Source organism: Thalassospira sp. SM2505 (genome assembly GCF_054901115.1).
In genome coordinates this window covers 2,549,901-2,576,472 of sequence record NZ_CM142731.1, presented here as the reverse complement: position 1 = coordinate 2,576,472, position 26,572 = coordinate 2,549,901, and the positions used below count along the sequence as shown (strand labels likewise).

At 56.8% G+C, this 26,572-nt stretch carries 41 protein-coding genes and 1 tRNA gene; 13 read left to right on the top strand and 29 right to left on the bottom strand.

From position 1 onward, the window contains the following. Position 1: 1 nt before the first annotated feature. From ACTU44_RS12025 to ACTU44_RS11905, 25 genes are all read right to left on the bottom strand, one after another. Positions 2-2,008: a phage terminase large subunit family protein gene (locus tag ACTU44_RS12025; RefSeq protein WP_462095523.1), complete on the bottom strand. Its 2,007-nt coding sequence runs from the start codon at positions 2,006-2,008 to the stop codon at positions 2-4. Then, entirely contained in the window at positions 1,989-2,609 is a 621-nt protein-coding gene (locus ACTU44_RS12020; RefSeq protein WP_462095522.1) for a hypothetical protein, read from the bottom strand. Before ACTU44_RS12020 ends, ACTU44_RS12025 begins: the two co-directional genes overlap by 20 nt. 438 nt (positions 2,610-3,047) lie before the next feature. Continuing rightward, a complete protein-coding gene (locus tag ACTU44_RS12015; RefSeq protein ID WP_462095521.1) occupies positions 3,048-3,638 on the bottom strand; it encodes a hypothetical protein in 591 nt (196 codons plus the stop codon). After that, positions 3,631-3,876, bottom strand: a complete 246-nt coding sequence (locus ACTU44_RS12010) for a hypothetical protein (RefSeq protein ID WP_462095520.1) — start codon at positions 3,874-3,876, stop codon at positions 3,631-3,633. Before ACTU44_RS12010 ends, ACTU44_RS12015 begins: the two co-directional genes overlap by 8 nt. Next, complete coding sequence (locus ACTU44_RS12005) at positions 3,866-4,717, bottom strand: hypothetical protein (protein WP_462095519.1); 852 nt, start codon at positions 4,715-4,717, stop codon at positions 3,866-3,868. The genes ACTU44_RS12010 and ACTU44_RS12005 overlap by 11 nt, the downstream gene beginning before the upstream one ends. Beyond that, entirely contained in the window at positions 4,717-6,207 is a 1,491-nt protein-coding gene (dnaB, locus tag ACTU44_RS12000; RefSeq protein ID WP_462095518.1) for a replicative DNA helicase, read from the bottom strand. The genes ACTU44_RS12005 and dnaB overlap by 1 nt, the downstream gene beginning before the upstream one ends. Continuing rightward, positions 6,188-6,364 carry a hypothetical protein gene (locus ACTU44_RS11995; protein WP_462095517.1) on the bottom strand — a complete coding sequence of 59 codons (177 nt, stop codon included), beginning with the start codon at positions 6,362-6,364 and terminating at the stop codon, positions 6,188-6,190. The genes dnaB and ACTU44_RS11995 overlap by 20 nt, the downstream gene beginning before the upstream one ends. 69 nt (positions 6,365-6,433) lie before the next feature. After that, complete coding sequence (locus tag ACTU44_RS11990) at positions 6,434-6,664, bottom strand: hypothetical protein (protein WP_462095516.1); 231 nt, start codon at positions 6,662-6,664, stop codon at positions 6,434-6,436. Continuing rightward, the gene (locus ACTU44_RS11985; protein WP_462095515.1) at positions 6,664-7,305 is read right to left on the bottom strand and encodes a hypothetical protein; all 642 of its coding nucleotides are present in this window, start codon (positions 7,303-7,305) and stop codon (positions 6,664-6,666) included. Before ACTU44_RS11985 ends, ACTU44_RS11990 begins: the two co-directional genes overlap by 1 nt. 13 nt (positions 7,306-7,318) lie before the next feature. Continuing rightward, positions 7,319-8,161 (bottom strand): phosphoadenosine phosphosulfate reductase domain-containing protein, encoded by an 843-nt coding sequence (locus tag ACTU44_RS11980; protein ID WP_462095514.1) that lies wholly within the window; start codon positions 8,159-8,161, stop codon positions 7,319-7,321. 10 nt (positions 8,162-8,171) lie between these two features. Continuing rightward, positions 8,172-8,954: a BRO-N domain-containing protein gene (locus ACTU44_RS11975; protein ID WP_462095513.1), complete on the bottom strand. Its 783-nt coding sequence runs from the start codon at positions 8,952-8,954 to the stop codon at positions 8,172-8,174. Positions 8,955-9,225: 271 nt separating this feature from the next. Beyond that, the gene (locus tag ACTU44_RS11970; RefSeq protein WP_462095512.1) at positions 9,226-9,708 is read right to left on the bottom strand and encodes a GIY-YIG nuclease family protein; all 483 of its coding nucleotides are present in this window, start codon (positions 9,706-9,708) and stop codon (positions 9,226-9,228) included. Positions 9,709-9,803: 95 nt separating this feature from the next. After that, positions 9,804-10,211 carry a hypothetical protein gene (locus ACTU44_RS11965; protein ID WP_462095511.1) on the bottom strand — a complete coding sequence of 136 codons (408 nt, stop codon included), beginning with the start codon at positions 10,209-10,211 and terminating at the stop codon, positions 9,804-9,806. After that, a complete protein-coding gene (locus ACTU44_RS11960) occupies positions 10,211-10,465 on the bottom strand; it encodes a hypothetical protein (RefSeq protein WP_462095510.1) in 255 nt (84 codons plus the stop codon). The genes ACTU44_RS11965 and ACTU44_RS11960 overlap by 1 nt, the downstream gene beginning before the upstream one ends. Beyond that, positions 10,465-10,803 (bottom strand): hypothetical protein, encoded by a 339-nt coding sequence (locus tag ACTU44_RS11955; RefSeq protein WP_462095509.1) that lies wholly within the window; start codon positions 10,801-10,803, stop codon positions 10,465-10,467. The genes ACTU44_RS11960 and ACTU44_RS11955 overlap by 1 nt, the downstream gene beginning before the upstream one ends. A 44-nt stretch (positions 10,804-10,847) precedes the next feature. Further along, positions 10,848-11,273, bottom strand: coding sequence for a hypothetical protein (locus ACTU44_RS11950; RefSeq protein ID WP_462095508.1), 426 nt, complete (start codon positions 11,271-11,273; stop codon positions 10,848-10,850). Continuing rightward, positions 11,273-11,614 carry a hypothetical protein gene (locus ACTU44_RS11945; RefSeq protein WP_462095507.1) on the bottom strand — a complete coding sequence of 114 codons (342 nt, stop codon included), beginning with the start codon at positions 11,612-11,614 and terminating at the stop codon, positions 11,273-11,275. Before ACTU44_RS11945 ends, ACTU44_RS11950 begins: the two co-directional genes overlap by 1 nt. 210 nt (positions 11,615-11,824) lie before the next feature. Continuing rightward, positions 11,825-12,076, bottom strand: a complete 252-nt coding sequence (locus tag ACTU44_RS11940) for a hypothetical protein (protein ID WP_462095506.1) — start codon at positions 12,074-12,076, stop codon at positions 11,825-11,827. A 298-nt stretch (positions 12,077-12,374) separates the two neighbouring features. After that, the gene (locus tag ACTU44_RS11935) at positions 12,375-13,055 is read right to left on the bottom strand and encodes a helix-turn-helix domain-containing protein (protein ID WP_462095505.1); all 681 of its coding nucleotides are present in this window, start codon (positions 13,053-13,055) and stop codon (positions 12,375-12,377) included. Next, positions 13,055-13,267, bottom strand: coding sequence for a hypothetical protein (locus tag ACTU44_RS11930; protein WP_462095504.1), 213 nt, complete (start codon positions 13,265-13,267; stop codon positions 13,055-13,057). The genes ACTU44_RS11935 and ACTU44_RS11930 overlap by 1 nt, the downstream gene beginning before the upstream one ends. Further along, on the bottom strand, positions 13,264-13,935 hold the full coding sequence (locus ACTU44_RS11925; protein WP_462095503.1) for a hypothetical protein: 672 nt from the start codon (positions 13,933-13,935) through the stop codon (positions 13,264-13,266). The genes ACTU44_RS11930 and ACTU44_RS11925 overlap by 4 nt, the downstream gene beginning before the upstream one ends. Next, on the bottom strand, positions 13,932-14,315 hold the full coding sequence (locus tag ACTU44_RS11920) for a hypothetical protein (protein WP_462095502.1): 384 nt from the start codon (positions 14,313-14,315) through the stop codon (positions 13,932-13,934). Before ACTU44_RS11920 ends, ACTU44_RS11925 begins: the two co-directional genes overlap by 4 nt. After that, on the bottom strand, positions 14,312-14,599 hold the full coding sequence (locus ACTU44_RS11915; protein WP_462095501.1) for a hypothetical protein: 288 nt from the start codon (positions 14,597-14,599) through the stop codon (positions 14,312-14,314). The genes ACTU44_RS11920 and ACTU44_RS11915 overlap by 4 nt, the downstream gene beginning before the upstream one ends. After that, positions 14,599-15,141: a hypothetical protein gene (locus tag ACTU44_RS11910; RefSeq protein WP_462095500.1), complete on the bottom strand. Its 543-nt coding sequence runs from the start codon at positions 15,139-15,141 to the stop codon at positions 14,599-14,601. The genes ACTU44_RS11915 and ACTU44_RS11910 overlap by 1 nt, the downstream gene beginning before the upstream one ends. Before the next feature lie 89 nt (positions 15,142-15,230). Next, the gene (locus ACTU44_RS11905) at positions 15,231-15,503 is read right to left on the bottom strand and encodes a helix-turn-helix domain-containing protein (protein ID WP_462095499.1); all 273 of its coding nucleotides are present in this window, start codon (positions 15,501-15,503) and stop codon (positions 15,231-15,233) included. Between the two features lie 134 nt (positions 15,504-15,637). On the opposite strand from ACTU44_RS11905, the gene ACTU44_RS11900 reads away from it, so the two are divergent. The 12 genes from ACTU44_RS11900 (at position 15,638) to ACTU44_RS11845 (ending at position 22,030) form a co-directional block, all read left to right on the top strand. After that, the gene (locus tag ACTU44_RS11900) at positions 15,638-16,300 is read left to right on the top strand and encodes a helix-turn-helix domain-containing protein (protein WP_462095498.1); all 663 of its coding nucleotides are present in this window, start codon (positions 15,638-15,640) and stop codon (positions 16,298-16,300) included. Positions 16,301-16,566: 266 nt separating this feature from the next. After that, on the top strand, positions 16,567-16,902 hold the full coding sequence (locus tag ACTU44_RS11895; RefSeq protein ID WP_462095497.1) for a S24 family peptidase: 336 nt from the start codon (positions 16,567-16,569) through the stop codon (positions 16,900-16,902). 106 nt (positions 16,903-17,008) lie between these two features. Further along, positions 17,009-17,866 (top strand): hypothetical protein, encoded by an 858-nt coding sequence (locus ACTU44_RS11890; RefSeq protein ID WP_462095496.1) that lies wholly within the window; start codon positions 17,009-17,011, stop codon positions 17,864-17,866. Positions 17,867-17,963: 97 nt separating this feature from the next. Then, complete coding sequence (locus ACTU44_RS11885) at positions 17,964-18,335, top strand: hypothetical protein (RefSeq protein WP_462095495.1); 372 nt, start codon at positions 17,964-17,966, stop codon at positions 18,333-18,335. Continuing rightward, a complete protein-coding gene (locus ACTU44_RS11880) occupies positions 18,335-18,862 on the top strand; it encodes a hypothetical protein (protein WP_462095494.1) in 528 nt (175 codons plus the stop codon). The genes ACTU44_RS11885 and ACTU44_RS11880 overlap by 1 nt, the downstream gene beginning before the upstream one ends. After that, entirely contained in the window at positions 18,859-19,128 is a 270-nt protein-coding gene (locus ACTU44_RS11875) for a hypothetical protein (protein ID WP_462095493.1), read from the top strand. Before ACTU44_RS11880 ends, ACTU44_RS11875 begins: the two co-directional genes overlap by 4 nt. Then, the gene (locus tag ACTU44_RS11870; RefSeq protein WP_462095492.1) at positions 19,125-19,421 is read left to right on the top strand and encodes a hypothetical protein; all 297 of its coding nucleotides are present in this window, start codon (positions 19,125-19,127) and stop codon (positions 19,419-19,421) included. The genes ACTU44_RS11875 and ACTU44_RS11870 overlap by 4 nt, the downstream gene beginning before the upstream one ends. Further along, positions 19,418-20,104: a hypothetical protein gene (locus ACTU44_RS11865; protein ID WP_462095491.1), complete on the top strand. Its 687-nt coding sequence runs from the start codon at positions 19,418-19,420 to the stop codon at positions 20,102-20,104. The genes ACTU44_RS11870 and ACTU44_RS11865 overlap by 4 nt, the downstream gene beginning before the upstream one ends. Then, on the top strand, positions 20,101-20,388 hold the full coding sequence (locus ACTU44_RS11860; protein WP_462095490.1) for a hypothetical protein: 288 nt from the start codon (positions 20,101-20,103) through the stop codon (positions 20,386-20,388). Before ACTU44_RS11865 ends, ACTU44_RS11860 begins: the two co-directional genes overlap by 4 nt. Before the next feature lie 254 nt (positions 20,389-20,642). After that, positions 20,643-21,545, top strand: coding sequence for a KilA-N domain-containing protein (locus tag ACTU44_RS11855; RefSeq protein WP_462095489.1), 903 nt, complete (start codon positions 20,643-20,645; stop codon positions 21,543-21,545). Beyond that, positions 21,517-21,792, top strand: coding sequence for a hypothetical protein (locus ACTU44_RS11850; RefSeq protein ID WP_462095488.1), 276 nt, complete (start codon positions 21,517-21,519; stop codon positions 21,790-21,792). The genes ACTU44_RS11855 and ACTU44_RS11850 overlap by 29 nt, the downstream gene beginning before the upstream one ends. 1 nt (position 21,793) lies before the next feature. Beyond that, positions 21,794-22,030 carry a hypothetical protein gene (locus ACTU44_RS11845; RefSeq protein ID WP_462095487.1) on the top strand — a complete coding sequence of 79 codons (237 nt, stop codon included), beginning with the start codon at positions 21,794-21,796 and terminating at the stop codon, positions 22,028-22,030. On the opposite strand, the gene ACTU44_RS11840 is transcribed toward ACTU44_RS11845, so the two are convergent. Continuing rightward, positions 21,975-23,333, bottom strand: coding sequence for a phage integrase (locus tag ACTU44_RS11840; protein WP_462095486.1), 1,359 nt, complete (start codon positions 23,331-23,333; stop codon positions 21,975-21,977). The genes ACTU44_RS11845 and ACTU44_RS11840 overlap by 56 nt on opposite strands. Positions 23,334-23,510: 177 nt before the next feature. After that, positions 23,511-23,603, bottom strand: a tRNA-Ser gene (locus ACTU44_RS11835). Positions 23,604-23,885: 282 nt separating this feature from the next. Here ACTU44_RS11835 and ACTU44_RS11830 point away from each other — a divergent pair. Continuing rightward, complete coding sequence (locus ACTU44_RS11830) at positions 23,886-24,107, top strand: hypothetical protein (protein WP_114097715.1); 222 nt, start codon at positions 23,886-23,888, stop codon at positions 24,105-24,107. A gap of 147 nt (positions 24,108-24,254) precedes the next feature. Here ACTU44_RS11830 and ACTU44_RS11825 read toward each other — a convergent pair whose 3' ends face one another. Both ACTU44_RS11825 and ACTU44_RS11820 read right to left on the bottom strand, forming a co-directional pair. Beyond that, entirely contained in the window at positions 24,255-25,439 is a 1,185-nt protein-coding gene (locus tag ACTU44_RS11825; RefSeq protein ID WP_462095485.1) for an MFS transporter, read from the bottom strand. Between the two features lie 61 nt (positions 25,440-25,500). Further along, positions 25,501-26,532: a GlxA family transcriptional regulator gene (locus tag ACTU44_RS11820; protein ID WP_462095484.1), complete on the bottom strand. Its 1,032-nt coding sequence runs from the start codon at positions 26,530-26,532 to the stop codon at positions 25,501-25,503. Positions 26,533-26,572: the final 40 nt, after the last annotated feature.

Sequence of the window (26,572 nt, the reverse complement as noted above, 5' to 3'; positions counted from 1 at the left end):
CCTATTTGTTAAGCCAGCCACCCTTTCGGGGCCCAAGCCAGCCCGCTTTATCGGTTGAGGGCCGCTTGGCAGACTGTTTTTCCGTCGATTTCGCGGCTTTCGCCTTCGCCTCCGCCTGTGGCTTTGGCCCCATGCGGTCAATCAGATCACCTTGCGGCGCTTTTGGCGGTTCGGCGCGGCTATGCTGCACCTGATCCCATTCGGCAACGTTCATGCGGTCCACGCCAATGTGCGCCGCCATAGCCATATTGTAGATCCGGCAATCATGAAGGTGGTTTGGCGCGGATGCGTGCCACACCTTGACCGTGCGCCCCTTGATCACCTTTTCCTTGAGAAATTCCGCCGTAAGCTGCTTGAAATAGGGTTCATCATGGAACATCGCGAAATGGCAGTAACCCGGCGGGTCATATTCCTGACCATCGCGGGCACCTTCTTTGCGCAAGTTTGCATAAAGCTCTGATTTCAGACCCCAGGTCCCGACATGCCAAAGCTGCGCACCGTATTTGCGCCGCTTGCCCTGCCAATTGATATCGACCTTCGATGGTGATGCCGAAATGGCGGCCTTTTGCCAGCCGTCATCACCCTTGATGGCCCGTGCGTTCGGATGTTTCGCCGCCCACATATAGACCTGGTTGGTATTAAAACCGGAATCGATGGCCAACGCGTCAACAGGCCAAAAGTTCCCATAAGCATCCGGATATCGTCGCTGATACAGGTCATCAAGATCACGCCAGACCTGATCATGCGGGTCCGCCGTATTGCCAACCAGAAAACCCTGATCAATCGACCAGCTTTGCTTGTCCCGCCCCCAGGCCACGACCTCGTAATAGATGCCGTCACCCTGAACATCGCACCCGCAGGTAAACACCAACCCGCCTGGCGGGATCGTGCGCGGTGCATATTCTTCACGACGGGAAAACAGGCGGCCCCATTCCGGCGCATCGCCCCGTTCTTCCCATGCCTGACCAAGCCAAAGGTTCACAAACGCCTTTAGCTTGCCGGGATCGTCTTTGGCTTTAAGGAATGCTTCGACAAGCTTGTCCCACGTCGTAAGCAGAGAACACAGCGCATCAATATGGAAGCTGGGATGCCTGCCAGGTTCTTGGCACGAGGCCACCCATTTGCCCGCAGAAACCATTTCCCGTTTTTGGTGATGTTCGATAGGCACGCCGCAATTGCAGCAGATATAATGCGCTTCATACGGCCATTCCTTATTGAATTTCAGGCCATAATCGATATCCGGGCTACCGAAAATCAAGCGTTGATATACCTCGCAATGCGGGCACGGGCATTCCCAATAACGCTGATCGCCCGCTTCAAAGGCTGCATCAATGCGCGACTGCCCTTTGATCGTCGGGGTCGACGCCTCGAATTTCTTGTAATCGCCTGTTGCATGGAACGAAATCTGGCGGGCATCGACCATTTCCATGGGATCGCCCTGACCATCAAGATCAAGCGGCCATTCATCGATTTCATCGCATGCGGCACGCTGTACTGTCTTTGACCGCAGGTCTGCTGCACTATTTGCCCCGGTCAATGTCAGCGACCCACCCGGAAAGCGTTTCGAAAGGGCTGTTGACGACTGACCGGAACGGCGCATTGCTTGCCGGACCTTACGGTTTAGCACTTTGGTCTGTTCAATTGTTGGCGACAGCTTTTCACGGTTGAAATCCTGCGCCGTCGAGATCGTCGGCATGATAAGCATCATCTTGCACGGTTCGATATCGATCGTTTCACCGACCCAGGCGATCATCAATTCAGTTAAACCAACCTGCGCCGACTTGCGCACGCTCACCCTGTTGTATGGCGTTGTCGATGCAAGGCAATCCAGTATGCCCGGTGCATATGGCGTCATAGCACGGTCCCAACGGAAACCGGCCTTGGGCCCGTCTGCCAGGACAAGATGTTCTTCGGCCCAATCTGATGGCATCACCACCGGATCAGGACGCAGACCCATCGCAAGCGCGTTGGCAACAATAGAATATGCCTCAGTCGCCCGCGTCCCCATTGCCGTCATCTTCGATCAACACCACAAGACTGGTTGCAATCACATCCTGCAAGATGCGAACTTTCTCTTTCAAAAGGGAACGCACCGCGTTCACGCCGCCATTTCTGGCCGCGGCATCGATTTCATCGGACCATCCCGGAATGGCATCAAGGCCCTGGCGAATCTGTCGACCCGCCGTGACCATGCTTTCTTCAACATCCTGCTTATCAACAAGGCGGCCCAACCTTTCCTCAAGGTCAAGCCGGGCAATTTCCGCGTTGTAACCTTCACGCGCTGCGCGATGTTGCTGGTAGTCCGACCCTTGTTCACCGGATTGCCCGGTATCAATCTGCGTCACAACCGGCTGGTCAAACAGATCACCGCCAGAGTGCGGTTTGCCGACCGGCTGGCTTCCACTTTCCGCCGCAAGGGTCCGCGACGGGTCAATTGTTTGCCCCAGCGCCTTGTCGGCCTGCGCAAAATTGATCTCGATTACACTTCCTGCCTTGGTGAACGGAATTTTCCCGCTCTTGACCAACTTGGATATTGCCTGCCGGGAAACGCCACGATGCTTGGCATAGGCCGCCTGGTTGCCGACAGGTCCGGTTGATGCACCGTTCATACTGCCTCACACCCTGCCTTATTGCCGAATATTCACCATGCTTGGCACCGCCATATCGAAATCGGTCAACTGTCAACCGGGTATGTCAACCCGTCAACCTGTCAACCCTTTTGAAAATACACAAAACTACCGAACAAACGCGCTTCGCTCACCCGTATAGTAAGGTGTTCGGGAAGGACCCGCGACACCATCATCATGGTGATTGCGTCGATGACACCCCAGCAATCGCCCGACAAAAGACTGCGGCGGAACCCGTGAGGGTAACCGCCGCAAGTGCAATCATTGCTGATTGAGGGAGGAAACGTCCAAGTCACAAGAAAACCAGCAAGCATCATCAACCGCTGGGCCCTCTGGGTCTTCAATACGCAAACAAAAACGCCCGCCGGATTTCTCCAGCAGGCGCTTGTATCGCTTCGACAGATTTGTCAATAGCCCGGATCAGGATGCCTTGTCAAACATCTTTTTTCGGGACTGCCATGGAAGGCGCGGAATACTGGGCATTTCAATCACAATGCCCATGCCGTCGCAAAGCTGCAAGCTCGTGTACAAATGCATCAGAACATCCCACACCAGCACATATCCCAGCCGCGATTCTTCGACCATGCGCCGCGGCATCCCGCTATTACCCGAAAGCCATTCCGGCATGTCACCCGACCGTGCCGCATCCACAGCCGCAAACACAGGATTGCTGCCCGGCTCGTTCGCCAGTCGCGCCATGGCCCGCTGCATATGCGCCGAAAGCCCGCCCCCGATCTGATCACGAAGCCCGCCACGCTTCCACTGATCAAGCATCATCAACACACCCATCCAGATGCGTTCGGCATCCGGGTCAAGATCCGAGCCCGCAATACAGCCGCCACCATCAATGCGCGCATTAAGCTCACCCATCCGCATCACGGCCCCGGTCACAGAACCACCGGGCACCATCACCCGAAGATCATCATTGGCCGCAAACGCCCGGTCCGCCTTCTGATCCCGCACCGCCCATTGCAGGGCCGACCAGATATCCATCACATCCTGCTTAGGCATAAGCTTCATCCTCAACCAGAATACCGCCATCAACATCAACGACCACAACCATCTTGCGATCCACCACGTCGTATCGCTTTATTTCGCCTGTTAGCAGATCACGATACCGACCGATATGGGACTGGCCCCTGTCATCCACAACAAGACCGAACTCGCATGAACTAGGATCCCTGAACCGCCGCTTGCATTCACTTCTGGACAGCTTTTGAACGTCCATCACATTGCGCTTAGCCATCATTCGCTGCCCTCTTGCTGAAAACGTAATCCTCGATCCGGGGCATTTCCCCCTGCCTGCCATCGGCTTGCCACTTCGAAACCGCAGCGCCGTATGCCGCCATACCGGGATCGGGCGGCTGGGTTGCCATGAACTTTTCCCGGCTCGAAGTAAACAGCTTGGCGATCCATGCCGGCGGTGCACCAACCGTTGCCGCACGTTCCGGCGGCACCGATCCCGCCGCAGCCCGGAGCGCATGAACCGGCACCCCTTGGCGCAAAAGGTTGAGCATCGGCTCATAGCTGCCCGCTGAAACCTCGAACCGCCCACGATCATAACCACATTCGTCAAGGATCGTTTCACAATCCTTGAATGCCTGATTGACATCGAACCGATCGGGCGCACGCGCCCCCTGATCGGTGTTATCTTTATTATCTTTATTATTCTTTGTCCCGCTCCTGTCCCGCTCCTGTCCCGCTCCTGTCCCGGTTGCTGTCCCGGTTGCTGTCCCGGCGTCATCTTGTTCGGCCTGATATTTGTCGTAATTACATATCGTTATAACAAGCTGGCCCGTCCCGGTTGCTGTCCTGATCATTGTCTCGGTTTCAAGACGCTTGATGAACCGTTCTGTTGCGGTCCTGCTCCAGCACCATTTTTCAGCCATAAACCGGATCGAGTATGAAAGCTGCCCGCGCTCAAGATGAACCACCTTGCCATTGACATCATCATCGTACCCGTCATGCGACCATATGGCGTGCGCAACCATCCAGTCCCAAGCATAGCCACGACAGAACGGGCGGCCCTTGCTTGCACGGAAAAGCGGGTGCTCGAACCGGCTACGTTGCCCGGCAACAAATCCCTTCATCACGCCACCCGTTCCAAATTGCTGAACCGCTGCCGATGGCCAAGGAACGCACACCGGACCGTACCGATCCGCGCCCCGCGGGCCTTGCCGACAATGATGTCTGCCGTGCCTTGCACCTGGTTAAGCCGGTCCTGCCACTGCGCATAGCGTTCGCCGAATTTATCCGTGCTTTCCTGTGCCTTTTGCACCGGCTCGGCACGTTCAAGGTAATACTGTTCGCGATAGACAAACATCACAACATCCGCATCCTGTTCGATCGATCCGCTTTCACGCAGATCAGCAAGCTGCGGCCTTTTATCGTCGCGCTTTTCGACCTCGCGCGACAATTGCGACAAGACCAGAACCGGCACGCTCAGTTCCTTGGCAAGCTGCTTAAGCTGCATGGTAAGCTCGGTAATCAGCGCATAGCGATCCCCGGGCCTGAAATGCCCGCCACCCGACATAAGCTGCAAATAATCGATCACCACAAGCTTGAGCCCGCCCGCCTTGCGGGCGATCTTCCGGCACTCTGTGCGCACCCGTGCGATGGTGGCCGCTGCCCGGTCATCGACATAAAGCGGCACCTTGCGCAGGATATCCTCGGCCCCCACCAATCGCTTGTAATCCGGGTCATTCAGCGCCCTTTTATTGATCGCGGTGTAGTCAAGATCCGACGTACTGGAAAACAGCCGTTCGATCAGTTCGCCCTTGGACATCTCAAGACTGAAAAACGCAACCCCGCCGGTTTTCCGGCCCCGCTGATCCCGCGCCGCATTATATGCCAGAGAAAGAGCAAGGGCGGTTTTCCCCATGGATGGACGCCCCGCCAGAATGATCAACTGGGACGCCTTGAACCCCGAAAGAAGCTCGTCAAGCTTGGCAAGACCACTGGGAACCCCTGTCACCTCACCCTTGCGATAGGCATCAATCCCTTCGCTGATATCGGCCAGACTCTCGCGCGAGAAATCCGAAAGCGCAACCGCACCGCTGTCATTCTGCTGCCCGCTGGCAAGGGCAAAAAGTGCGGCCTCCGCATCCTCGCGTACCCGCTGCGGGTCATCAAGAACATCGCCCGCACCGGCATCCTCGACCAGAATACGCCCGATCCGGATCATTTCGCGCCGCTGCCACATATTGACGATGATGCGGGCATATTCCCGGTTATTCATAAACGAAATCACGTCACAGCCCGCGACCTGCACCGCAACGTCGTTACAATCGGGTATGACGCGCTTTAACGTCACCGGGTTGGCCTTGTCGCCCCGCACCAGCAAATCGCGCATGGCGCCAAAAATCCGGCCCAGCGCCCCGTCATAAAAATGATCGGGCTCAAGGATATCGGCGATCTGGTCAAAGCCCTCATTGCGATGCATCAGACTGCAAAGCAACTGAACCTCGGCCTCGACATTGTTCGGCTCTTCCTCGACCGCAAAAATCCGGTCAAGCCGCCGGGCTTCCCGGTCATCGTCATTGACCGGTTCAAACAGTCGATCAAGTTCTGATGATGACATTGTTTTCATCCTCCCCGCGCGCAATTGCCAGCGCGATATCCTTTTTGTTCAATTCCTGCCAGGCACGGCGCTTGATCCGCTGCCAACGCGCCCCATACCGAATATTGTCAGATGAATCTGCGATATAGGCGGCTATTTCTTCATTTGTTTGCATCATCGCCTCCGCCGCCAGTTATGCCATGTGGGTCGCAACACCGATGCCGACCCGATCAGGTAAGGAAACAGGTCATCCATTACGCCGCCCTCCGCGCCAGGCACCGGCAACGTACCGATGAAACCGGACAACCTCGACCAACTCGTTGCGCATGACCCCGGCCACAGCATCACGGACAGCAAAGATACTGCCCCAAGCCACAAACAGGGCCACCAGCAACAACAGCAGCGGCAGGATCACCAGATAGGACGCAACCACGCAGACACGCCGCAGAAGGGTATTTTCGATCCGGGCAAGGGTCATCACGCACCCCCTTCCACATCATCAAACATCGGGTCCTTTGTCTTCGCTGGCAGCGGCAGCCAGCTTATCGGGCTGGCACCGCAATAGAGACGCTTGTCGTTAATGTCGTCGGGTGCGCCAACAACCCAGTCAGAACACCAGTCTCCCTGCGCATTGTCCGGGTCATAGCTGAGAAATGATTTGTTCGACGCATAGAAGTTGGGCACAGACGCGTCCCAATATCCCTCAACCCACCCGAAATCGCTGGTTTCAATCAAGAGGCCCTTGCCGTCCCTCGGAGCTAACCGCATGGGATAACCGCCCTCGCGTGGCTCGGAAGATTTGAGAGCAAGCCGCACCTGCTCTAATGCCTCGCAAGAGGTAACAACGACGTCACCGCCTCCGACACAGACTTCACGCGCACTTTCATCAACGGCACCCAGCGCAGCCCGATAAAGTGCGATCTCGGCCTGTGCCTCGACCAGCTTCGCATCGGCCTCAGAGCAAAGATGACGCAGCGCCAATTCGCTTTCGATATGCTCGACGATTTCACGATCCCTTGACTGAATCTCGTCAAGAACCGCGCTGATATCGCTGACATGCAAGGCTGGCTTGCCGCGCTTGGCGACATAATCCCGCAACCGCTGAATAACTGCATCCATCACCAATTTCCTCTTAATCCGTACACATGCAGGGCAAACCTTCATCGGCCTCAAAGCCGAAATCACCCTGATCTTGGGCAAGCTGTTTCATCTGTGCATAGGAAGGGCGGTCATTACGAAACCGCGCACCGGATGGCTTATCGGCCAATTCAGTCGCTTCGGCTTCAGTATCGATCCACCAATCGGCGCTATTCGGGTCTAGCTGGATGATTCCCATGATGGTTGTTTCTCCCTTCATGAAGCAAAGCCTACAGTTTCCATCCGGTGTCGATCCGTTGATATTCGGCAAGCCAAGATCAAAGGGCTGGCGCTGCCAAAAACTCGAAACAGTACGTTTTGTTACTTCGGCTTCGGCCATCGGCATGACGGTTTCCCACGCATCTTTGCCGGTTTCGTTCCGGGCTTTCATACGCGCGACGCGGTGTCGTTCATCTGCGCGGAGGCCCACAACAGAAGTCCATTCCTTCAACCCTAGAACCTGCTTGCAATATCGCTCTGTGGTCTTGACCTTCAATTCTGCGGTACACATTCGCGTAACCGGGTTCGGGAGATATTTACGTTTGCGAACCAGTGCCCGGAACGGCTCACCATCCCGGCTTGCGCTGTTGTGGCTCACAACCTCGAACGCAGCCCCGAAAACAGCTTTATCGCGCCACTCAAGCCAAGTGATGTGGACGCCCCACCGGCTGGCGCACTCCTGAACGAAATCAAGCGTTGCAGGATGCTCTAGACCGGTATTGCAAAAGATCACTTTCACATCGTCCGGAAGGTTATCGTTGTGGGCCTGCAATATGCTCGAAAGCATATATGCCGACGATCGCCCACCAGAAAAGCTGATGACGGTAGGGCCGCTCATTCGGTAACAACTATCCACGATACTCACCCTCCCAAACAACACGGCCAAGAACGGCCCCGACGGGGATCAGCCAGTTCACCCCGCAATCAAAGATCATGCAGCGGTCAAACCATCCCTTGACGGGCGGTTTGCCTTGCACAGTGACAACTTTTGGAAACTCGCCATCCTCGACCTGCAGCACCACGGCGCGATCACCGGGCATAAGGTCGTAATCCTGCGTATCGACAATCACCATCTTGCTGCCGATGCGAAACACCGCGTGCCCGTCCATCAGGCGCGGCATCGGATCATCGGGCCGGGTCAGTGGCGGCATGGTGCGCGGCGGGCGCGCAGCAATCTGCGGCCCGATCTTGTTCATGATGATGGTGACAACATCATTGACCACCTGCATATGCGCGATCGATGGCGCGGCCGTGCGGGTTTCAGCGTCGGCCGACGTGACGGCCGTCTGTGCTTCCAGCACATCAAGAACCCAGCGCCGGAACGCCTTCGCCCGGTCTGTGGTTGCCAGCATGGCAATAAGATGCATCCCGCGAGGGCTAAACACACGGATACGGGTTGGGGCAACCTGCCCCCTCAACCTCTCAGAGAGGTCAAGGGCCATTTCGTCGGTAAATTCGTCAATATTATCCCGGTACAGCTTCGCAACCTTATCCGGTCGCTTATAGCCAAGCGCACGCGCAATGTCAGATCCCGGCACCCACGGGACGCCATTGCGGTCGATGATCGTCAATTCTGTATCCTGGAAAGTCAGTGTCGCGGGCAGAGTCCGCCCTTGGCCATGATCAGGCATGGTAACCTCCTCTTGAACTGGATTAACCAGCCACCGGAGGTTCCAATCTCTGGTGGCCGGACGTACAGGGTTGGAACTACCACCAAGAGGAGTGGCCCGCTTACGCGGCCCCATACGCCCGACCATAGAGAAACCGCGCAAATTGAATTTGGCGCGGCTCGGACGCCTCTTGACAGACAGGGTTCCAATCCCGGCCACGGATTTTGCCGTGACTGCCCGCACCTGTGGTGCGGATGCAGGGACTATACGCCCGTCTGTCAAAAACCGCAACTCAATCATCACGTCGCCCCTGATGCGCCACCAACGTCTGATCAAAAAAGGCGCGCAGATTCGTCTCGCTCTGCTGCTGAGAGCGATCAAATGCGGCCTGCTCTTCATCGGTGCGACGAACCGCAAGCCGGGCGGCATTGATCGCGTCAACAACCTTGGAAATCGCGACACGGAAATATTCGCCGTCTGTCTGAAATTGTGAGAATTGCTCCAAAAGAGAGGCTTCGACCTCTTTGTAGTTCAGACATCCAACAGACAAATAAATCCGGCTCGGCATGATGCCAGGCGCCGCTGCGACCGAGCGGCGAATTGATCGCATCCGCTCAACCGGATCGGCAGTACGGCCTATCTTGATCAAACGCGGGGTCATCTTCACTACATAGACATAGCCAAAATGAAACTTGTCCACCTTAGGGGCCAATTCGCGAGTGAATGCGAAGGCATCGCCTTGATATAAAATGTTGCTCTCTGCAAAGATCGGCATTGTGCTTTATCCCTTGTTGCGGTCGGTTCGCGCCACACGAACGGTTGATGATGCCATAGAATAGCCGGTTTAACGCGCGCCACGCTCAACCGACATCACCGTATCCTCCGCATCATCATCTTGGCCCGCCTTGCATTGCGGGCTTCGCGGGCGCGGTTGGCCTGTGATGCCAGCGCGCCCGCCCGTTCGATGGCGGCCTTTTCTGCGTCCGACTTCTGGGCATATTCATGATCGACCACTTCGCCGACCGTAACCCGGGTGATCTTGGTCGGCAGCGGCAATTGCCCGATCATCAGGCGCTTGCCATTAACCACCAGAATCCCCCGCGCAATCAGGGCAGCAATCAGTTCATCGTAAAATTCCGGCTCGTTATGAAGATACAGATGCCGCGCAAACCACACCCGCGCGATGCTGGCTTTTCCGTCATACTTCTGCGACCGAATGCTTTCGGTTGCCCGGTTGATGTAATGATCAAGAACGCTGCCTTCGCTTGGGATGTGCATTACTCTGCCCCTTCCACGATGACCTGATAAACAAGACGCTCATATTGCCCGCCTTTTGGCTTAATGGTGGCGACATGACGGAACCCCACACCAATCGGCCAATTTGACCGGCCATCGCGCAATACCTTGTATCCGGGGAAACACAAAACCCGCAGGCGAACGTCCATGAACACATAGAACGGTTCACGCTTCGCACGTTCCATGTCGAAGTGGCGCAGCTTGCGTAAAAGCCAGTCCGGGCTTCGGTAGGACATCACCGCCCCACCACCAGACCGGTTTTGACACCATCAAGGGTGCGCGAAACGGCTTTATCCGCGCCCTGATCCACCGGCACAATCGGCACCGGGCCGGAGCCATGAATATTGATGATGCTGTGATCGTCATCATGGGCTAGGTCCTCTTCCGATACCTCCCCTACGACAGTTCGCTGGCCGGTACGCTTGCAGGTGATCGTTGCGATATGGCGCACCGTAGCCTTGCCAAAACAGACCTCACCACCATTTTCGTGACACCCTGAAAATGGTCTTACCCCCGACGAGCCAGTCAAAACCCGCCCGCGAAACGGCACACGCTCGAAGATATCACCACTCATGCCACACCCCGCACGGTCGCAATTCAGATAATGTCCGGTACCCATCACGCCACCCTTTCACGAATGATTGCGCATTGTGCGGCGATGGCACCCGCGCACGGGGTTTTGGGGTTGATCACCCGGTAATCGGGCTGTTTGAGCGACCGGCCTTCATCATCGAACCATGCGGATTTTGCCCGCCCCTGTTCGGTCCATGTGACCAGCCAGCCCTTTTGGCCTTGCAGGTCATCGACACTTGGCGCCATGGACTGGACCTGTGCGCCAAATGTGCCCGGCGTCCCGTGCTGAGGATCGCACAGCACCAGAATCGGCAGGCCATAATTCACCGCATCAAAGGTGCGCCGGATGGCAAAGCCCGCAAGCCCCAGATCCGCGACGATCATGTTGACGGCATCGGACGTGCCAAGATTGTCGTTGGCGGCTTCCCTGATGGTGGTTTCAAGAACCTGTTTGAATGTCACCTGCCCCATCACACACCCCCGCGCAGATCATAAAACCTGGCTGCAAGCGGGTGATTGTCATTGGCGCCGGTGACAAGGGCGGACTGGAATTTCGCGCCCGGATAGTCGATCCGGTAGGCATCAAGATCGACAGCCGCCAACAGGTCATTGGCGATATCGACCGCCTGGCACACCATGACCGGCGTGTTATGGATCACGATCACATGACGGGTTTCGACATATTTGGCGTGGCGGTCGTAATATGTGCGGATCACCGCCAAAGCCCGACCGCGCGGGCCATCGATCGTATTGGTCATCGCAGCCGCCATAAGCGCCTGTCGCATTTCAACAGTGATTTCAATCTTGGCCATGTCACTCACCCTTGTAACGGCATGATGGAAACGAAGGAGCAATTTGCAGATTTTGCAATTTGCCAGATCAGACGGAAGAACCGGGCGGCCTTTGGTGCGGACAACACGGTTAAGGAGCAAACCCGCCCGGCCTTCATGCTGCCTTAAGCCCGCCCCGGTCTTCAAACCGGGGTCGGGCAAAGGTTGGTTGGGTTGCAGTCTGATCGCTGGTCAGATGGATGACGGGGTTTCCGTTATCAGCAGCGCGCGCCGGGTCGTTTCATGAGGGTGGCCGCTTTCTGCTACGCTCTTGCCTCTGCACTGGTGCCACACATTCACCGCCCAATACGGTGCGCCATGGCGTCTTGAATGTCCCGCTGGCGGGTCGGATCCGGTGGCCTGTTCACCATCCGGGGCGAAGACCATCACCGACCGCTGAATCAGGCGGGTGATGATCATGGCAATCAGGGCAAACAACATCACATGGCAACCTCCCGGGTTTACGCGCTGCATCCCACCTGTGCGACGGCGCAGCGTTCCGTCTATCCACCCGAAAGCCCCGACCCAGCCTTCAAGCCGGGTACGGGGTTCTGGTTGCTCGTTATCCCGCCCATCCTCGGCGGTTCGGTGTGTGCCGGTCGCTACTCCGGCTCCCTGCGCATTGCCAGCCTTTCGGCGCGTCGGTTTCCCTCTTAAGGGTCTGACAGGGCATTCACCGTCTGCGTGTCTCTGAGACGCCCTTTGCGTCTCTGGCTTCCACGCCGCCACACCGCCAAACACGTCACGCAGACGCGCTTGCCGCTGGGGCTTCGTGATGGTTGTCGTTATTGGCATAAGGGCCACGGGCCGCGCTGTATCCGCGCCCCCAATGGGTGACAATGGTGATTTCTGAATCGATGGATTTCAGGGCGGCGCGCAGGCGGCAAACCTGAACATCAATCACTTCGCGCCAGCTGTCTGGCATGTCATCCGGGTGCGGCCACAGGCTTTCTGCGATGTCCATCCATGCCGAAACATGCCGCTCCGGCTTGCCGCACAGCATCATCAGAAGCATTGACACCTGGCTACCGCACCGAACTGATCCGCCAGGACCAGCCAATGTGGCACCCGTGCCCCGGTCAAAGAAAATACGCGTAGTCGGAAAGGCGCGCGGCTCTGGCTCCGGACATTGCGCAGGCGCAGGTACGGGCTCGGGCTCCGGTTGCATCTCAACAGGACAGCCCGGCACACCGGGATTGACCACGGAAAAATCACCTTCGATGCGTCTTGTGACGATCTCGCCTGCAAAGCGAAGGAACCGGCCATCACGGCCCAGGGCTTGCTGGCGGACCCAGCCAGCCTTGGTATCTGCCTCGACCACAAACCGCACATCCTTGCCTGTTGCATTGTCGATCACTGACAGATCAAACCAGTTGGCGGGGGTCTCCCCGGCCTTGATATAGGTGACAGGTACGAGGTTCATCAGTTCACCTCCGGACGTTGGCGCTGGCTTGGCACCTGCGACAAGCTGACAAGGTAGTCGATGCCATCGATATCAAAGACGATGGCCCACAACCCGGCATCACGATCAAGGCACATGATTTCATGCGGCATTTTCTGGTCAGAAGCCGCATACAGGACTTCTGAAATCTTGACGGCCTCTGCTTGGGAAATGCCGCCTGCACTATTCGTCATTCCTCAATCCTTCGATAATCCGGCAGCCACAGAAACAGGCCACACGCCTTGAGCTTGGCAATCACCTTGGGCAGTTGCTTGTGCGCCGATGGTTCGATGGCGGCAAAGGCATCGCCATGCAGGGTGCGGATATGGGCAAAGACTTCATCGGCGGCCTTGGCGAAATCATCGGTAAACATCGCCTGTGCGGCGTGACGATCCACCCAAAGCATCAGCAGGAACAGAACGGCACAGACCTTGAGGCTTTGCCATCCACCCGCCTGCCCGACCTGCCAGTCAATCAGAACGCCAAAGGCACTATCGGCCCCGTGATCCATTTCGCGGCGGAAATCGGCCCATTGTGACGGGTTCATAAGATCGGCATAGCGCTGCATGTCATCGTGAAATACCCGCGCGAGACGATCATTGTCGGCATCCCCGGCATGTTCAGGAGCAATCAGGACAGCCCAGAACATACGCGGGAAAAGCGCGGCCTCGGCCACATCGATATGGTGAACCTTGCGCGGGCGGATCACTTCGACCGCGACCGGCTTCGACCGGCCACGCGGCAACCGTTGCCGGATATCGGCCATGGTAAGCGTGCCCACCGGCAACGGATCATTGGCCGGGGTCGGGACAGGCTCGGGCATGATCGCCAAAGGAAGAACGGGTTTGACTGCGGCACTCATTGCGCACCGCCTTTCAGGGCTTGCACCTTCGCCTTCAAAATCTGCCACCCTCGAAAGGCTTGCCTATTGTGATCCTCTCGCAGGTATTCATGGAACTCTTTCACTTCCGCCCGAAGCCGAGCGATCTCGGCGTTTGCCTCTTTCAGATCATGGGCAAACTTCGTCACGTCACCATTCATTGAACTGGCTGCGGACCAGCTATCGGTCGCGTCTTTGATAATGGCGGACAAGTCATCAAGGCGTAGCTGCTTTATCCGCCCGCCACCACGTATCTCGGCAATCACATTTTCATCATTGAAAACCGATCCATAGCCGGCAACGAAATCCTTGACGCGCTGCAGTCTGTCACGGTCATACTCATGCTTCTTCGTGTCAGTCATTGCGCATCCCCCGCGGTTTGACCCGACGCATCGCGCACGGCCTTAAGCGCCCGGCACAGATTGGTCATGGCAAGATTGATCCCGCGCAGCGACCGCCGGATGGCGCGCGGCTGGGACGCCACCATGTCGATATATTCATCAACATCCGTGTCACGCGGCAGGGCCGGGTCATTGCTTTGCGCAATCGATGCCCGCAAGAAGTCCCGGCACACCGAAACAAGATCGGTCGCCTGATCCGCCTTGCCGCCCCCGGCGCGCTTGATCAGTTTGATCTGCTTTGCCATCACGCACCGCCATTCATGCGCAGGATCTTGGCCGCGTCACCCATCGGTGCCTGTTCAGGCGTTGCCGTCCCTTGGGCAGCAAAATAAAGGTCAATCTGATCACGCATCAGACGGAGCTTCTGTTCTTGCACCACCCGTTCACGATGATCGATCCGGCCATCGGCCATATGATTTGTATGCACAGCCAGATAGCTCGCCGTATCAGCAGCAAGCGCATGAAGATCAATACCCGGCCCGACCAGCGATTGCGCACCGCCAAGACCGGCAAGCTCAAGCAACCGGTTGGAAAAACCGGCGGGCAACACAGCCATGACCGCAAACAAATCCGCCCCGCGCGGGCAACTGTCACCATCGCGCCAGGACTGCACCGTGCGCTGCGACTTTTCCTTGCCAATCGCCGCTGCCAGCTCCGCCAAGGTCATCGCCTTGCCTTCACTGTTATAGGTGCCGACATAATCGCGCAGGGCCGTTGTAAACACCGCCTGAAACAGGTCCGGGCTGGGCGGGTCGAAACGATGGGCATTTTGGGTTGCATTCGACATTAATTATTCCCTCAATCCATGCGATGGTTGGAAAGTCAGGGATGCGGAAACACCCGCCGCACCCGATACATGGTCAAAGCCCGATCCTGTCAGGCCGCGTTGCTCTGGTCTTCACCCCGATCAGCACAACCGGCCTGCGGGGTCGAACATGACAGTTCGTTGTCATTGGATTCAGTCATGAATTCCGGCGGGATAACGGCCTCGCATTTGCGAATGGTCGATGCTGTCGGGTTCCAGCGATCCGTCATCATGTCGCGGAACGTTGTGTCACCCACACCGACCCGCTCGGCCCACTGCGAAGTGTTCAGACCGGAAGACAAACGAAATGATTTGATGCGGTTTAAAACGGTATCGATCTTCATGATGCACGTACTGTAATCGCATCGTAATGCGATTGTCAATGCGATTTCGCATTAAAATGCGGGCGACGTGAAAGATAAGGCGGTGCAGAATGCGCAAACCAAATGAAAATAACGAAGAAAACAGGCACTCTCTTATGCAAGATCCGGTCGAGCATCAGCGGTCCACCTTTGACGCATTCATGCGCAAAACCGGCACCGCCAACACCACGCTGGCGAAGCTGACCGGACTTCGCGAAAGCACCTTTCGCAACTATCGCAACGCCACCACCCGCGATATGACTTTGGAAACAAAGATCAAGGTCGCCAATGCCTTGCGCGTGCCGATCACCGATATTTTCGGTCAGACAATGGACCTTGGCGACCGCAAGGAAATCCCGGAAGCACCCGCCGCACCGGCACGCATACCATCCCCGCAGACCGAACCGACCATGGTGCCGATCTTTGGCCGGGCCGAGGGTGGCAAGCTGGTCAACACGCCCTATCCGGTTGCCTATGTCGAAGCCCCGTCCACACTCGGGCTTGCCAAGGAGTCGTTCGCTGTTCGTATTATCAATCAGGACATGATGCCGCGCTTTCGCCTGCGCGAGGTTCTGATCGCCAACCCGGACGAAGGCGCACCCGCCCAGGATGATTGCATTATCATCACCAGGACCGGGGATATCCATATCCTGCATTGTCTGGAATACACCGACGCGCGCGGCTTTGTCGGCACGACCTATGCCGACCCCCAGATTAAAATAACTCTAAAAAGCAGTGACATAGAGCGCATTGGACGGGTCGCCTATATACGGACATAGGTATATGCCTATCCCTTTGGCGACTTATTTCTGTCCATACCTATCCCTCAAAACAGTATCGCGCGCAAAGCTTATCGGGAACACTTTAATCAACCCCCGGATGCCTCGGCGGAATGGGAGGCCGACGGTGCGTCAACACCGCCAAGCAACGCTGCGTTCACAGCGCCCGACATATAAACGCCGCTCCCATACCCACGCGTAGGCAGGTATAGGGTTCCACACAGGCGTATAAGTATCCATCCCCATTTGCGGGGACAGGGGGCCTTGTGACACATAACAACACCGAACTGACGCAGATCACGGTGGATACAACCGTGATGTTCCCGCGCTACAAACCCAATGACCTGTTGTTCGTAAAACGGTTTTTCTCACCGGAATATCCATTCTTCCATAATGCCGATATTGTGGTCGCAACCAGCGATGGCAGGATCACAATCGGGCGATTGTGCAAACACGACGCGAACGGCGTCATACTTTCCCAACTATCGCACGCAAAGCCGGTTTTCATCGCACAGCAACGCGACCCGATTCTCTATCGCATAACCGGCTTTGCGCCTTGCATTCCCAGCCAGAGGCAACAAACACGACACAGCGCCGCGTGATTTGATCGCACCACAATTCGCATTTAAATGCGGATTGTGCATTGACAAATGCGAATCACGGGCGCACCCTTTGCGGCATCATCAACCGCAAAAGGGTGTTTTTGCGATGTCTATCAAGCAAGCAATCAAGGAAACCAACCCGGCAGAACGCCGGATCAGCGTATGCGCCAAACGGTTCTATGCCGCATGGCAGTTCATCAGCACCGAGGAAACCCGCTATTACCTGAACGGTGTATTCATCGAACCGCATCCCGATGGCGGGGTTTTGATGGTCGCTACCGACGGACACGTTCTTGCCGCCATCCGCGACCGGAACGCCCGGATCGAAGGCGATGGCGGGTGGATTTGCCCAATCCCAAAACAGCAGTTCATCACCGCCCTGAAACGCAAGGACGCAGGCACACTGCACTTTGTCGGCAACACCGCCTATCTGATCGACGCGATCATTGGCATCGAAGCATGTGAGGACGGATTTGACCCGACCAAAATAACCGAGTTCCACCGGGCAATCGCCTACGCCCCGCCAATTGACGGAACATTCCCCGACTGGCGCAAGGTCATCCCGCACGACGCCATCGACAAGACATCCCGGTTTGCGGTGAACGGCAAACACTTCGACCGTTTCACAAAAGCAATAGCCACGCTGGCCGAAAGTGGCGTTGCGGCCCTCAACATTTCCACACCACCTGATGATCAATCACCGGTCATGATCACATCCGGTGCGACACGGGACTTTTTCGGGCTTGTAATGCCGATGCGCGATTATTCCGAAGGCGGCGCGACGGCCTATGAATGGCTGAACCTTCCAGCGCCCGAAGCCAAACCCGAACCGGCCAATGATGCCAATCCGGGCACCAAGGAAAAGACCCGCCCGGTGCTGGCGCTCAAGACCGCCCCCACCACAAAGGATCCGGCCAACGACGCAGAAGCCGAACTGGTCAAATCCGGGAAGTCGGTGGCCTGATGCCCCGCCCGTCCTCAATCCTTCTTTTTGCGTGCGCTGCCCTGATCGCGGTTGTGATCGGGCAGCAGGCCGCAATCACCGCACAAGGAATTGACCCATGGAAAAACCAAACGTCATACACATTCCAATTCACAAACGCGCCCCGGCCAATGACGACCGGACAGGCCCCCTCAACTTTGGTATCCCGCAAGACATCCTTGACGATGCCAGCGCACGAACCCGCGCGGGATTAAGCACCGCCTGCCGGGATCACACCCGCCCGCACCGCTTTGAAACGGCATCGGTCACCCTGCCCGGCGATCCATTCCCGCGCGCCGCCACCGTGATCTGCGCCCCGCCTGATCGCAACACGGCCCTGATCCGCTACCACCATGCGGACAGCCCGGCACATGCCTGCCCCATGGCCGCATGGGTCCACATCACCCAGATCACCTATCCGAACCGCGACCAGCATTGCGGGGGTGTGTGATGCGCTATTTCAAAATCAATTCCGGCCCACTGAAAGCCAAGGCCGAAGAATACCGCCACCGTCACCAAGCCGCCTATGATGCCGCACAGGATTTCACCCGCAAATATGGCGGAACCCGTTTCTGGTCCGGCATCCATGGCCCCCTGATCGGCATCACCGCCAGTCAGAAACCCGGCCCGGAATGGGTCAAGGACAAACGGCAGGGATATTGGCACCCGTCCCATGACAAGCGCAAAAAGGACGCGGTTGCGATCTGGGATGAAATCAACGCACTGCCGGTTATCCCAGGGCATGACCGCCGCCGCAGCGAAATTGCCCAATGGCTTAATATTCACCAAAGCTGCCGATGCCAGCTCGGCTATGACACGGACCTGCTTTATCTGTTCCTGACTGACAAGGACATGTTCGGCTTTTCGATCAAAGGCCAACTGGAAATCATCGCTAATATGGACGTGCCGGAAGGCTGCGAGGAAATCAGCGAGGCAAAGCTGCAAATGCTGATTGATGAACGAAAGGAAGCAGCATGACAAGCAAACCCCACCATCTCGCAGTATTTGCGCACTTTGACAGCATTTCGGAGCGGTCCACATGGCTGATGAAACTAACCGGACAAAATCAGTCACCCGTGTTTTCGTATTCCTACGACAAGGAATCAACGTATCGCGACATGCTGATTGAAGCAGGGGAATTAATCCGCCGCTACCGTCGCGAAACGCCGCTGGGGTCACAGCCAGCAATGATCACCCATAAGGCCGATCACCTGATCAGGGAACTGGAGGACGCAGGACTATGAGCAGCCCAACATTTGACAGCCCCGTTGCCGCAAATCTCGACATCGGTGCCTACGCGAAACCACCGCAATGGATCAAGGGTGGCAGCTACTGCCATAGCGACGATTCAATAATGGCGGGCCGCACATCCATAACGATTGAGATTGGCGGCGCAGTCTACCAATGCGCCGATCCCGACTGGTTCCGCCACCTGATCGATCAGGCCAACGCGGCACTGACCAGCGCCGGATACCAACCCCACACCACCCCGGCCAACGACCAGCAACCGGCCAAAAACGGAAAGGACGCGGCATGACCAGCGAACTGCGCGTCCTGATTGGCTGTGAATATTCCGGCATCGTGCGCCGGGCCTTTGCGGCGCGCGGTCACGATGCATGGTCTTGTGACCTGCTGCCCGCCGAAGACGGATCAAACCGCCATATCACTGGCGATATCCGTGATGTGCTGGGCGATGGTTGGGACTTGCTGATTGTCTGTCACCCGCCCTGCACGCGCCTGTGCCGTGCCGGGCGGCGCTGGCTGTCTGGTCCGGGCTTCATGACCCCGCCGAAATCCCTACCACGCGGGCGGACATGGGAAAGCATGAAACAGGAATTCATGGATGGCGTTGACCTGTTCACCACCTGCTGGCGCGCCCCGGTCAAGCGCATCGCCATTGAAAACCCTGTCATGCACGACATCGCAAAGGCACACATGCCAGACGATCTGCCCGACCCGCAAATCGTCCAGCCCAACCAGTTCGGGCACCCGGAATACAAGGCAACCGGCTGGTATCTCAAGAATTTGCCGGAACTGGAACCAACCGAGCAAGTGCCGGAACCCGAACGCGGATCGGACGAATGGAAAGCATGGAACCGCGTCTGGCGCATGCCGCCCGGCGCCGACCGTGGCAAGGAACGATCCCGCTTTTTCCCCAATATGGCCGACGCCTGCGCCGACCAGTGGGGCGGATACGCATTACAGGAGTTAGCAGCATGAAGCAGATCATGGCAGCGGTGCCTATTCCGACCGACGACACGATGATTGAACTATATCCGTTCGGGCGGGCGGCCCGCTATATCCATTCGTCAAAATGTACGCTCACCCGTGATCAGATCGCGGCAATGGCGGAGGCACGATTCAACAGCAAGCAGGCACACATCAAAGAATTTTCCGGGCTCGAAGGGCCGAAATGGTCCGAGATCGATCCCGACACGATGGAGCTGGAAAAGCGCGACATGATCGCTGCTGTTACAGCCGCGGGGTTTGAGATCTCAGCATGACATTCTTGACCGCGCAGAAAGATGGGCGTAGCATCCCCGATGTCATGGACGCATCCATGACCGGGTTTGGCGACCCGGAAACAAAGGCGCTCGAACCGCGCCTTGCTTTTCTGCAACGCGGTTTTTCTTATGGTCGGGCGCAATGGGAGACCTTCGGGTCTGCCGGTCCCTTTGTACCGGTTCGCCAACCTGTTGTTGCCCGGCCACCCTTTTGGCGAGGGGTGCTCGGGTCCAATTTACAAAGGACCATATCAATGAACACCCAATTGATACCCCATACCATCAATGACCGGACCATCTGCCAGCGCAAGGACGATGGATATATCCATGCCACGGCCATGTGCAACGCCGCTGGAAAGCGTCTTAACAATTATCTTCGCAACACTGTAACGCGCGACTTTATCGACGCACTGGCGACCGAAACGCGAATTCGCGCAACGGAGCTTGTCGTTGTGAAACGCGGCGGAACGCCAAGCGAACAGGGAACGTGGGTTCATCCAAAAGTTGCCTTGCACCTGGCACAATGGCTGTCACCGGGATTTGCCGTTCAGGTGGTGAACTGGGTCTTTGACTGGATGAACGACCGCACCGGGCAAAACCCGATCACGGCACATCGCCCGCGCCGCCGGCCCCGCTGGAACCCGACCCGCGATGATATCCGTGCGATCAATTCCCGCGCCAGCCAGATATTGCAAACACGGTTCAGTGCGGTGCGCGATGCGCTGCTTGCCCAGATCCGGCAGGACCGGGCCGACGGCCACCACAGGCCGCTTTCGGATTACAACATCGAACCGACAACCCTGATTGCCGCCAACGATCCCGGCTTGCCACGGTTGCAGGACGGTCAGGCGCTTTTCATGATTGATGGCAACCCGGTCCTGATTGATTTCACCGATGCCAGCCCGGCCCGCGACCACGATGTGATTGCCATTGCGGTTGCCGATGATACCGGCCCGACCCGCTTTACCATCGAAGGCGCACCACCTGCACCAAGCTGGTTCGACCGCTGTTTTCTTGCCAAACCCGACAATCCGCGCAACCCTGTACGACCGGTCGTTGTAGTGATCGGCACAGTTATAAACGGGGATTGCAATGAGAACACGGCAATGGATAGCCGCAGCGGCAGGCATGGCCGCCCTGATGATTGCGGGGTGTGAGGCCCAGACACGATACGACCACACGACTTTCACGCCCGTCAGCGACACCGAATTTGTCTATATCGTTCTGGTTATCAACGGCATGACCGAACAGGACCGCGAACGATGGATGGGCGAGGAAGTTCTTAAATACGGCATGTGCCCCAACGGGCACGAAGTCACCGACAAACGGATCGTCACCGAAGGCGAAGGCATCCTGTCCTTTGACCGCGAAGTTATCAGGGGGCGATGTTTAATGGAGGGATAGCTTGCACATCGCCATTACGATGCAGGGCGCACGCAAAATCGATACGGATAGCCGCTTGACGGTTGCCCGTATCGACAATGCGCTCATAATCCTTGCGCGGATCATGCGCGATCAAGGGGAATTGTTCGAGGAAGGGCAGCTGATGCGTCTGGCGCAAAAGCTTTATGATGAACGCAACCGGATCAGCCAACCCGATCAATTGCAAAACCTGATGAACGATCTGATGAAGGTGGCATAAGCGCCATTTTCAGAAGCCATTCATGCTTTTGCTTCAAGGACGGACCCGACCCGTATTTTTCCCGGTGAAACTTGTGTCCCATCAGGGACGCAGCCACCTTGTCGGGCACCTCAAGCACCGTCATCCGGTCTTCAAAACAATGTCGCAATGAATAAAGGCTTTGCTGCCGGTTCTCGAATGCGTGATTGCCATTCAGGAACTTGTTCACCGCTGTAGAAAAAACATCATTCTTGCCAAGATAGCGGTCGATGCCCCCGGCCTTGAGCAACGCATGGGCCGCAGGAAGTGCTGCCCCGACCAGCGGTATCTTGCGATCAGACCAGGCATTCTTGATTTCACGAATGGCGTTATGCTGGATACGAACGTGCGGGATCGCATGGTTCAATATGAATTCATCAGGGAGCAACCCGCAAATCTCGCCGGGGCGCGCGCCGGTTTCGGCCAGTATCGCGACGATCAGACGGGCCTCGTCATTCATGCCATCCATGGGACATCCGGGCTTGAGCACCGTGTCGTAAACCCACTGCGCGGGCACCGTTGCGCCGCGCTTTTTGCCCTTCACCCCGCCTTTCATCGCAAAGCTGACATCCCGGAACGGGTTATCACGGCTATATTGATGGGCATCGTTCACGGCCCGATACATCGCACGCAGGCAGTTCATTTCCTTGTTGGCCGACTTCGCTGTCAAGCCCTCCCCCGTGATCCGCTCGGACCACCAGGCACGGAACGCCAGAACATCGTTGCGATCAATGTCGGCAACCCGCTTGTCCTTGACCTTGGCAATGAAATTGCGCAGCGACCTTGCATATGGTTGCAAACTCTTTCGGGCCTGATTCTCCGACTTATCGACGCGCTGATCACGGGTCAGGTTCTCATATTCTTCCAGCCATGACGAAAGCATAAGATCAGGCTTGGCAGCAGCCCCGAGAACAGCAGTCGTGACGCGACGGTCACTGACACCCGAAAGGGCTTCAAGACGCTCCACCACTTCATGCGCGGGTGCATCATCGATCAGTTCTTCTACCGGCCTGTACGACCACCCGAGACGCGCCGCCAGATCGCGCGCCTTGGCATATCGATCCTTGATGGCTTCAGCCTTGCCGGTCGCGCGCAGACTGTCCCAATAGGCAACCACTTCGGCATTGACCCGCACAGCCGCTTGTCGTGCGGCTTCCATGCTGTCGGTTTTAAGCGAGATTTTAACATACCCGCCAAGCACATCAGCCAGATCGACCGGCACCCGGCGACGGAACGTAAAACGCCGACCGCGCCGGATAATATAAGCCCCGATATCGTTCGTCATAAATGCCAATGTGACCCAAAATGTGACCCAAAATGTGACCCAAAATCACGGTCGAAGGGTAATTCAAACCACACAGCACTGACAAGAAGATAAAACGGACACCAATCAACACCTTGTATTTATTTGATTATTTGGAGCTGAAACGAAAAAAGCACCCTTTTGGGGTGCTTTAATCAATGGCGGGCAAAGAGGGATTCGAACCCTCGATAGGGCTTGTCACCCTATACTCCCTTAGCAGGGGAGCGCCTTCAGCCACTCGGCCATTTGCCCTTTATGTCTTTGGTGTTCCCTGCGGAACGACGCCTTTCTTAAACACCGTCTCGGCCCATGTCAATGCCCGAAACCAGCGTCAATGACGTTTTCTTTTTAACAGGCCCATCAAATAAAACCAGCAGCTTTTTGACCGCCCTTGTCATGAGGTTTTGCGGTTGAACGGCAAAACTGTCTTCAAACCATCATAAAGCTGTCATCGGTTAGAAAAAAACAGCTGTCATAAAGCCTTGGTCGATTGGTTTAACATTGTCACCCGACACAAAAGCTGGTTGGAGAAAGATGCGCACCATCTATCAAAGCACCGATGATCTCGGTCATACCCTCCGCGCCCTGAAAATGATCAAGGAAGGTCATAATGACCCGGTCTATATGGGACTGGTCATTCAGGATCGTGAAGTGTTGTTCCGCACCCGTGAAAACAGCTCACGCGAGTTTGTCTTGCAGAAGATCAAGGAATTTGTTGCGGGCAACGCCGCATCGTTTGAATCCCAACCGGCCTGATGGCCGGTTTTTTATTGCGTGAATGGCGTCGGCCTTGGCGTTCATTCCCGGTTTTACGATTGAATTTCTCAGTCGCGCCGGGGCGAAACTCCCCGTTTGCCCCGCAACTTCACCGCCGGTCGTCCTGACCGGCGGTTCCTTTTATCTTCAGGCCTGTGTTTGAAGGACTGCACGCCTTGCAACGGCCCCGCGCCACATCAGAATCATGGCAAATCCCAGAACCGGGATCACGCCATAATTGACCGGATTCCATCCGGCACCTGCGATCAGGGCGCCACTTGCGAGCGATGCGACTGTCGCGGTGACACTATTGCCAAGCTCCATCAGGCTTTGCGCATGGCCACGCTCCGTTGCATCATGTCCCTCGCCCAGCATGGTTGTCCCGGCAAGCAACATCATGTTCCAACCGATGCCCAACAGGAACGAACTGATCAAAAACGCCGAGACAGATATCCCCGTAACCGCGAAGCCGACACTCACCCCCAGCATCAGCGCGCCAAGTGAGGCCACACGGCGCGGACCAAACCGGTCAATCATCGGGCCTGCCACAAAGGCTGGCAGAAACATCCCGATCAGGTGCCAGCGAATCACATTTGACGAAACATCAATATCAAACCCGCAATATTTCATGGCAAGCGGCGTTGCTGTCATCACCAGGATCATGATCCCGTGTCCAGCGGCACTGACTGCGATGGCACCACGGATAATCGGGCGGCGCAGAAGTGCTGCCATAACCGCCCGGCTCGAACCGGTACGAGCGGGAACGCCTCCATCTGGCAATATCGCCATCAGGACTGCGCCGATCGCGGCCAATCCGGCCAGGGCAATATAGGCACCAGCAAACGGAACCGGAAGGAAGTCACGACTAGTCGATGCAATCTCCGGGGCGATAATGGCAGCCAGCACCCCGCCCCCGACCACAAGAGCCGCGGCGCGGCCTTTCAGACCTTCCTCAACCGTTTCCAGTGCCGCATAGCGGTAATACATCGCCGATGCCTGATAGGTCCCGATTAAAACCGGCGCAATTGCAACCACCCAGAATTCATCAAGATAAATACCTGCGGCCAGAAGCAACCCGCCTGCAACACCACAGACCGCCCCCAGGCACAATCCGGCCCGCCGCCCGTAACGCTGCATCAGCATTGAAAGAGGATGCACTGAAAGCAGATTACCCAGCATCAAAAGCCCGAGCGGCAGTGTTGCAAGCTCGACAACCGGGGCCATGGAGGCCCCGACAAGGGATGTCAGGGTAATTCCGATCAGTGAACAGGACCAGTAAAGAGCCTGGGCGATAAACAGAAGACGCAATGATCCATTGGTCAGTAACAACATGTTGCCAACTCCGAAAAATCAGATTGTGATGATGTGTTTCGTCAGGTCGCGGTAAAAGCCGTCAAACTGCTGCGACAGCAGATTTTCTGGCAAACCGTTCGGCATATTCCTGTGGACTTACCGAAAGATGACGCTGGAAAGCCCGCCTTAGCGTTTCGGGATGACGGAACCCGCATAGATCCGCCACGCGCGAAATACTGATCGTTTCGTCCTGAAGCAATGCGCGGGCGGCCTCGACCCTGATGCGTTCAACATAGCGCGCCGGGCTCATTCCCAGATCCCGCGAAAAAACCCGCGAAAATGTCCGTGGCGTCATGCCCGCACGATCAGCAAGTACTTCAAGTGACAGATCCGCAGCAAGGTTAGCCGGCAACCATTCCAGCAACCCTGCCAAGCGCGTTGTTACCCCGCCTTCAGGGGTCAGGTAGGCGCTAAATTGCGCCTGCCCCCCCGGACGTTTAAGAAACATCACAAGACGTCGCGCAACAGACAATGCCAGTGACCGGCCATGATCCGCTTCGACAATTGCCAGGGCAAGATCTATGCCCGCCGTCACCCCTGCAGAGGTAAAAACATGCGGGTCACCATCAAGTCCGGTCGGATCATAGCTATGGAGGCGATCCCCCATCATATGGATAGAGGGATAATCCCGCATCATTTGGTCACAGCGCGACCAGTGGGTCGTGGCCATACGCCCGTCAAGAACGCCTGCCTCAGCAAGGATCAAAGCACCGGAGCAAACCGATCCAAGCCGCGGTATGGTTTGCTCTGCGTGCCTTAGCCAGTCAAGGAACTCCTGATCCTTGAAAAACCTCGCAACACCGTCTCCACCTGGCACAAACAACGTATCGACCTGTGTCAGATCAAGCGTTCGCCAAGCACAGTCAGCATATAGCTGCACACCGCATGAAGTCCTGACTGGTCCCGGCTGGTCAGCCGCCACCTGCACCGCGTAGGATGCGCTGCGTCCGGTTCTGACCAATTCGTCATTTGCTGAACCAAACACCTGAAGCGGTCCGACGACATCAAGGCTCATGACACGCTCATAAGCGTGACAAACGACCAGTCGCTGGTGGGTATCAGTTTCGGACATCGGGCATCTCCTTGGTACATCGCCAAGAATGCCGCAAAAG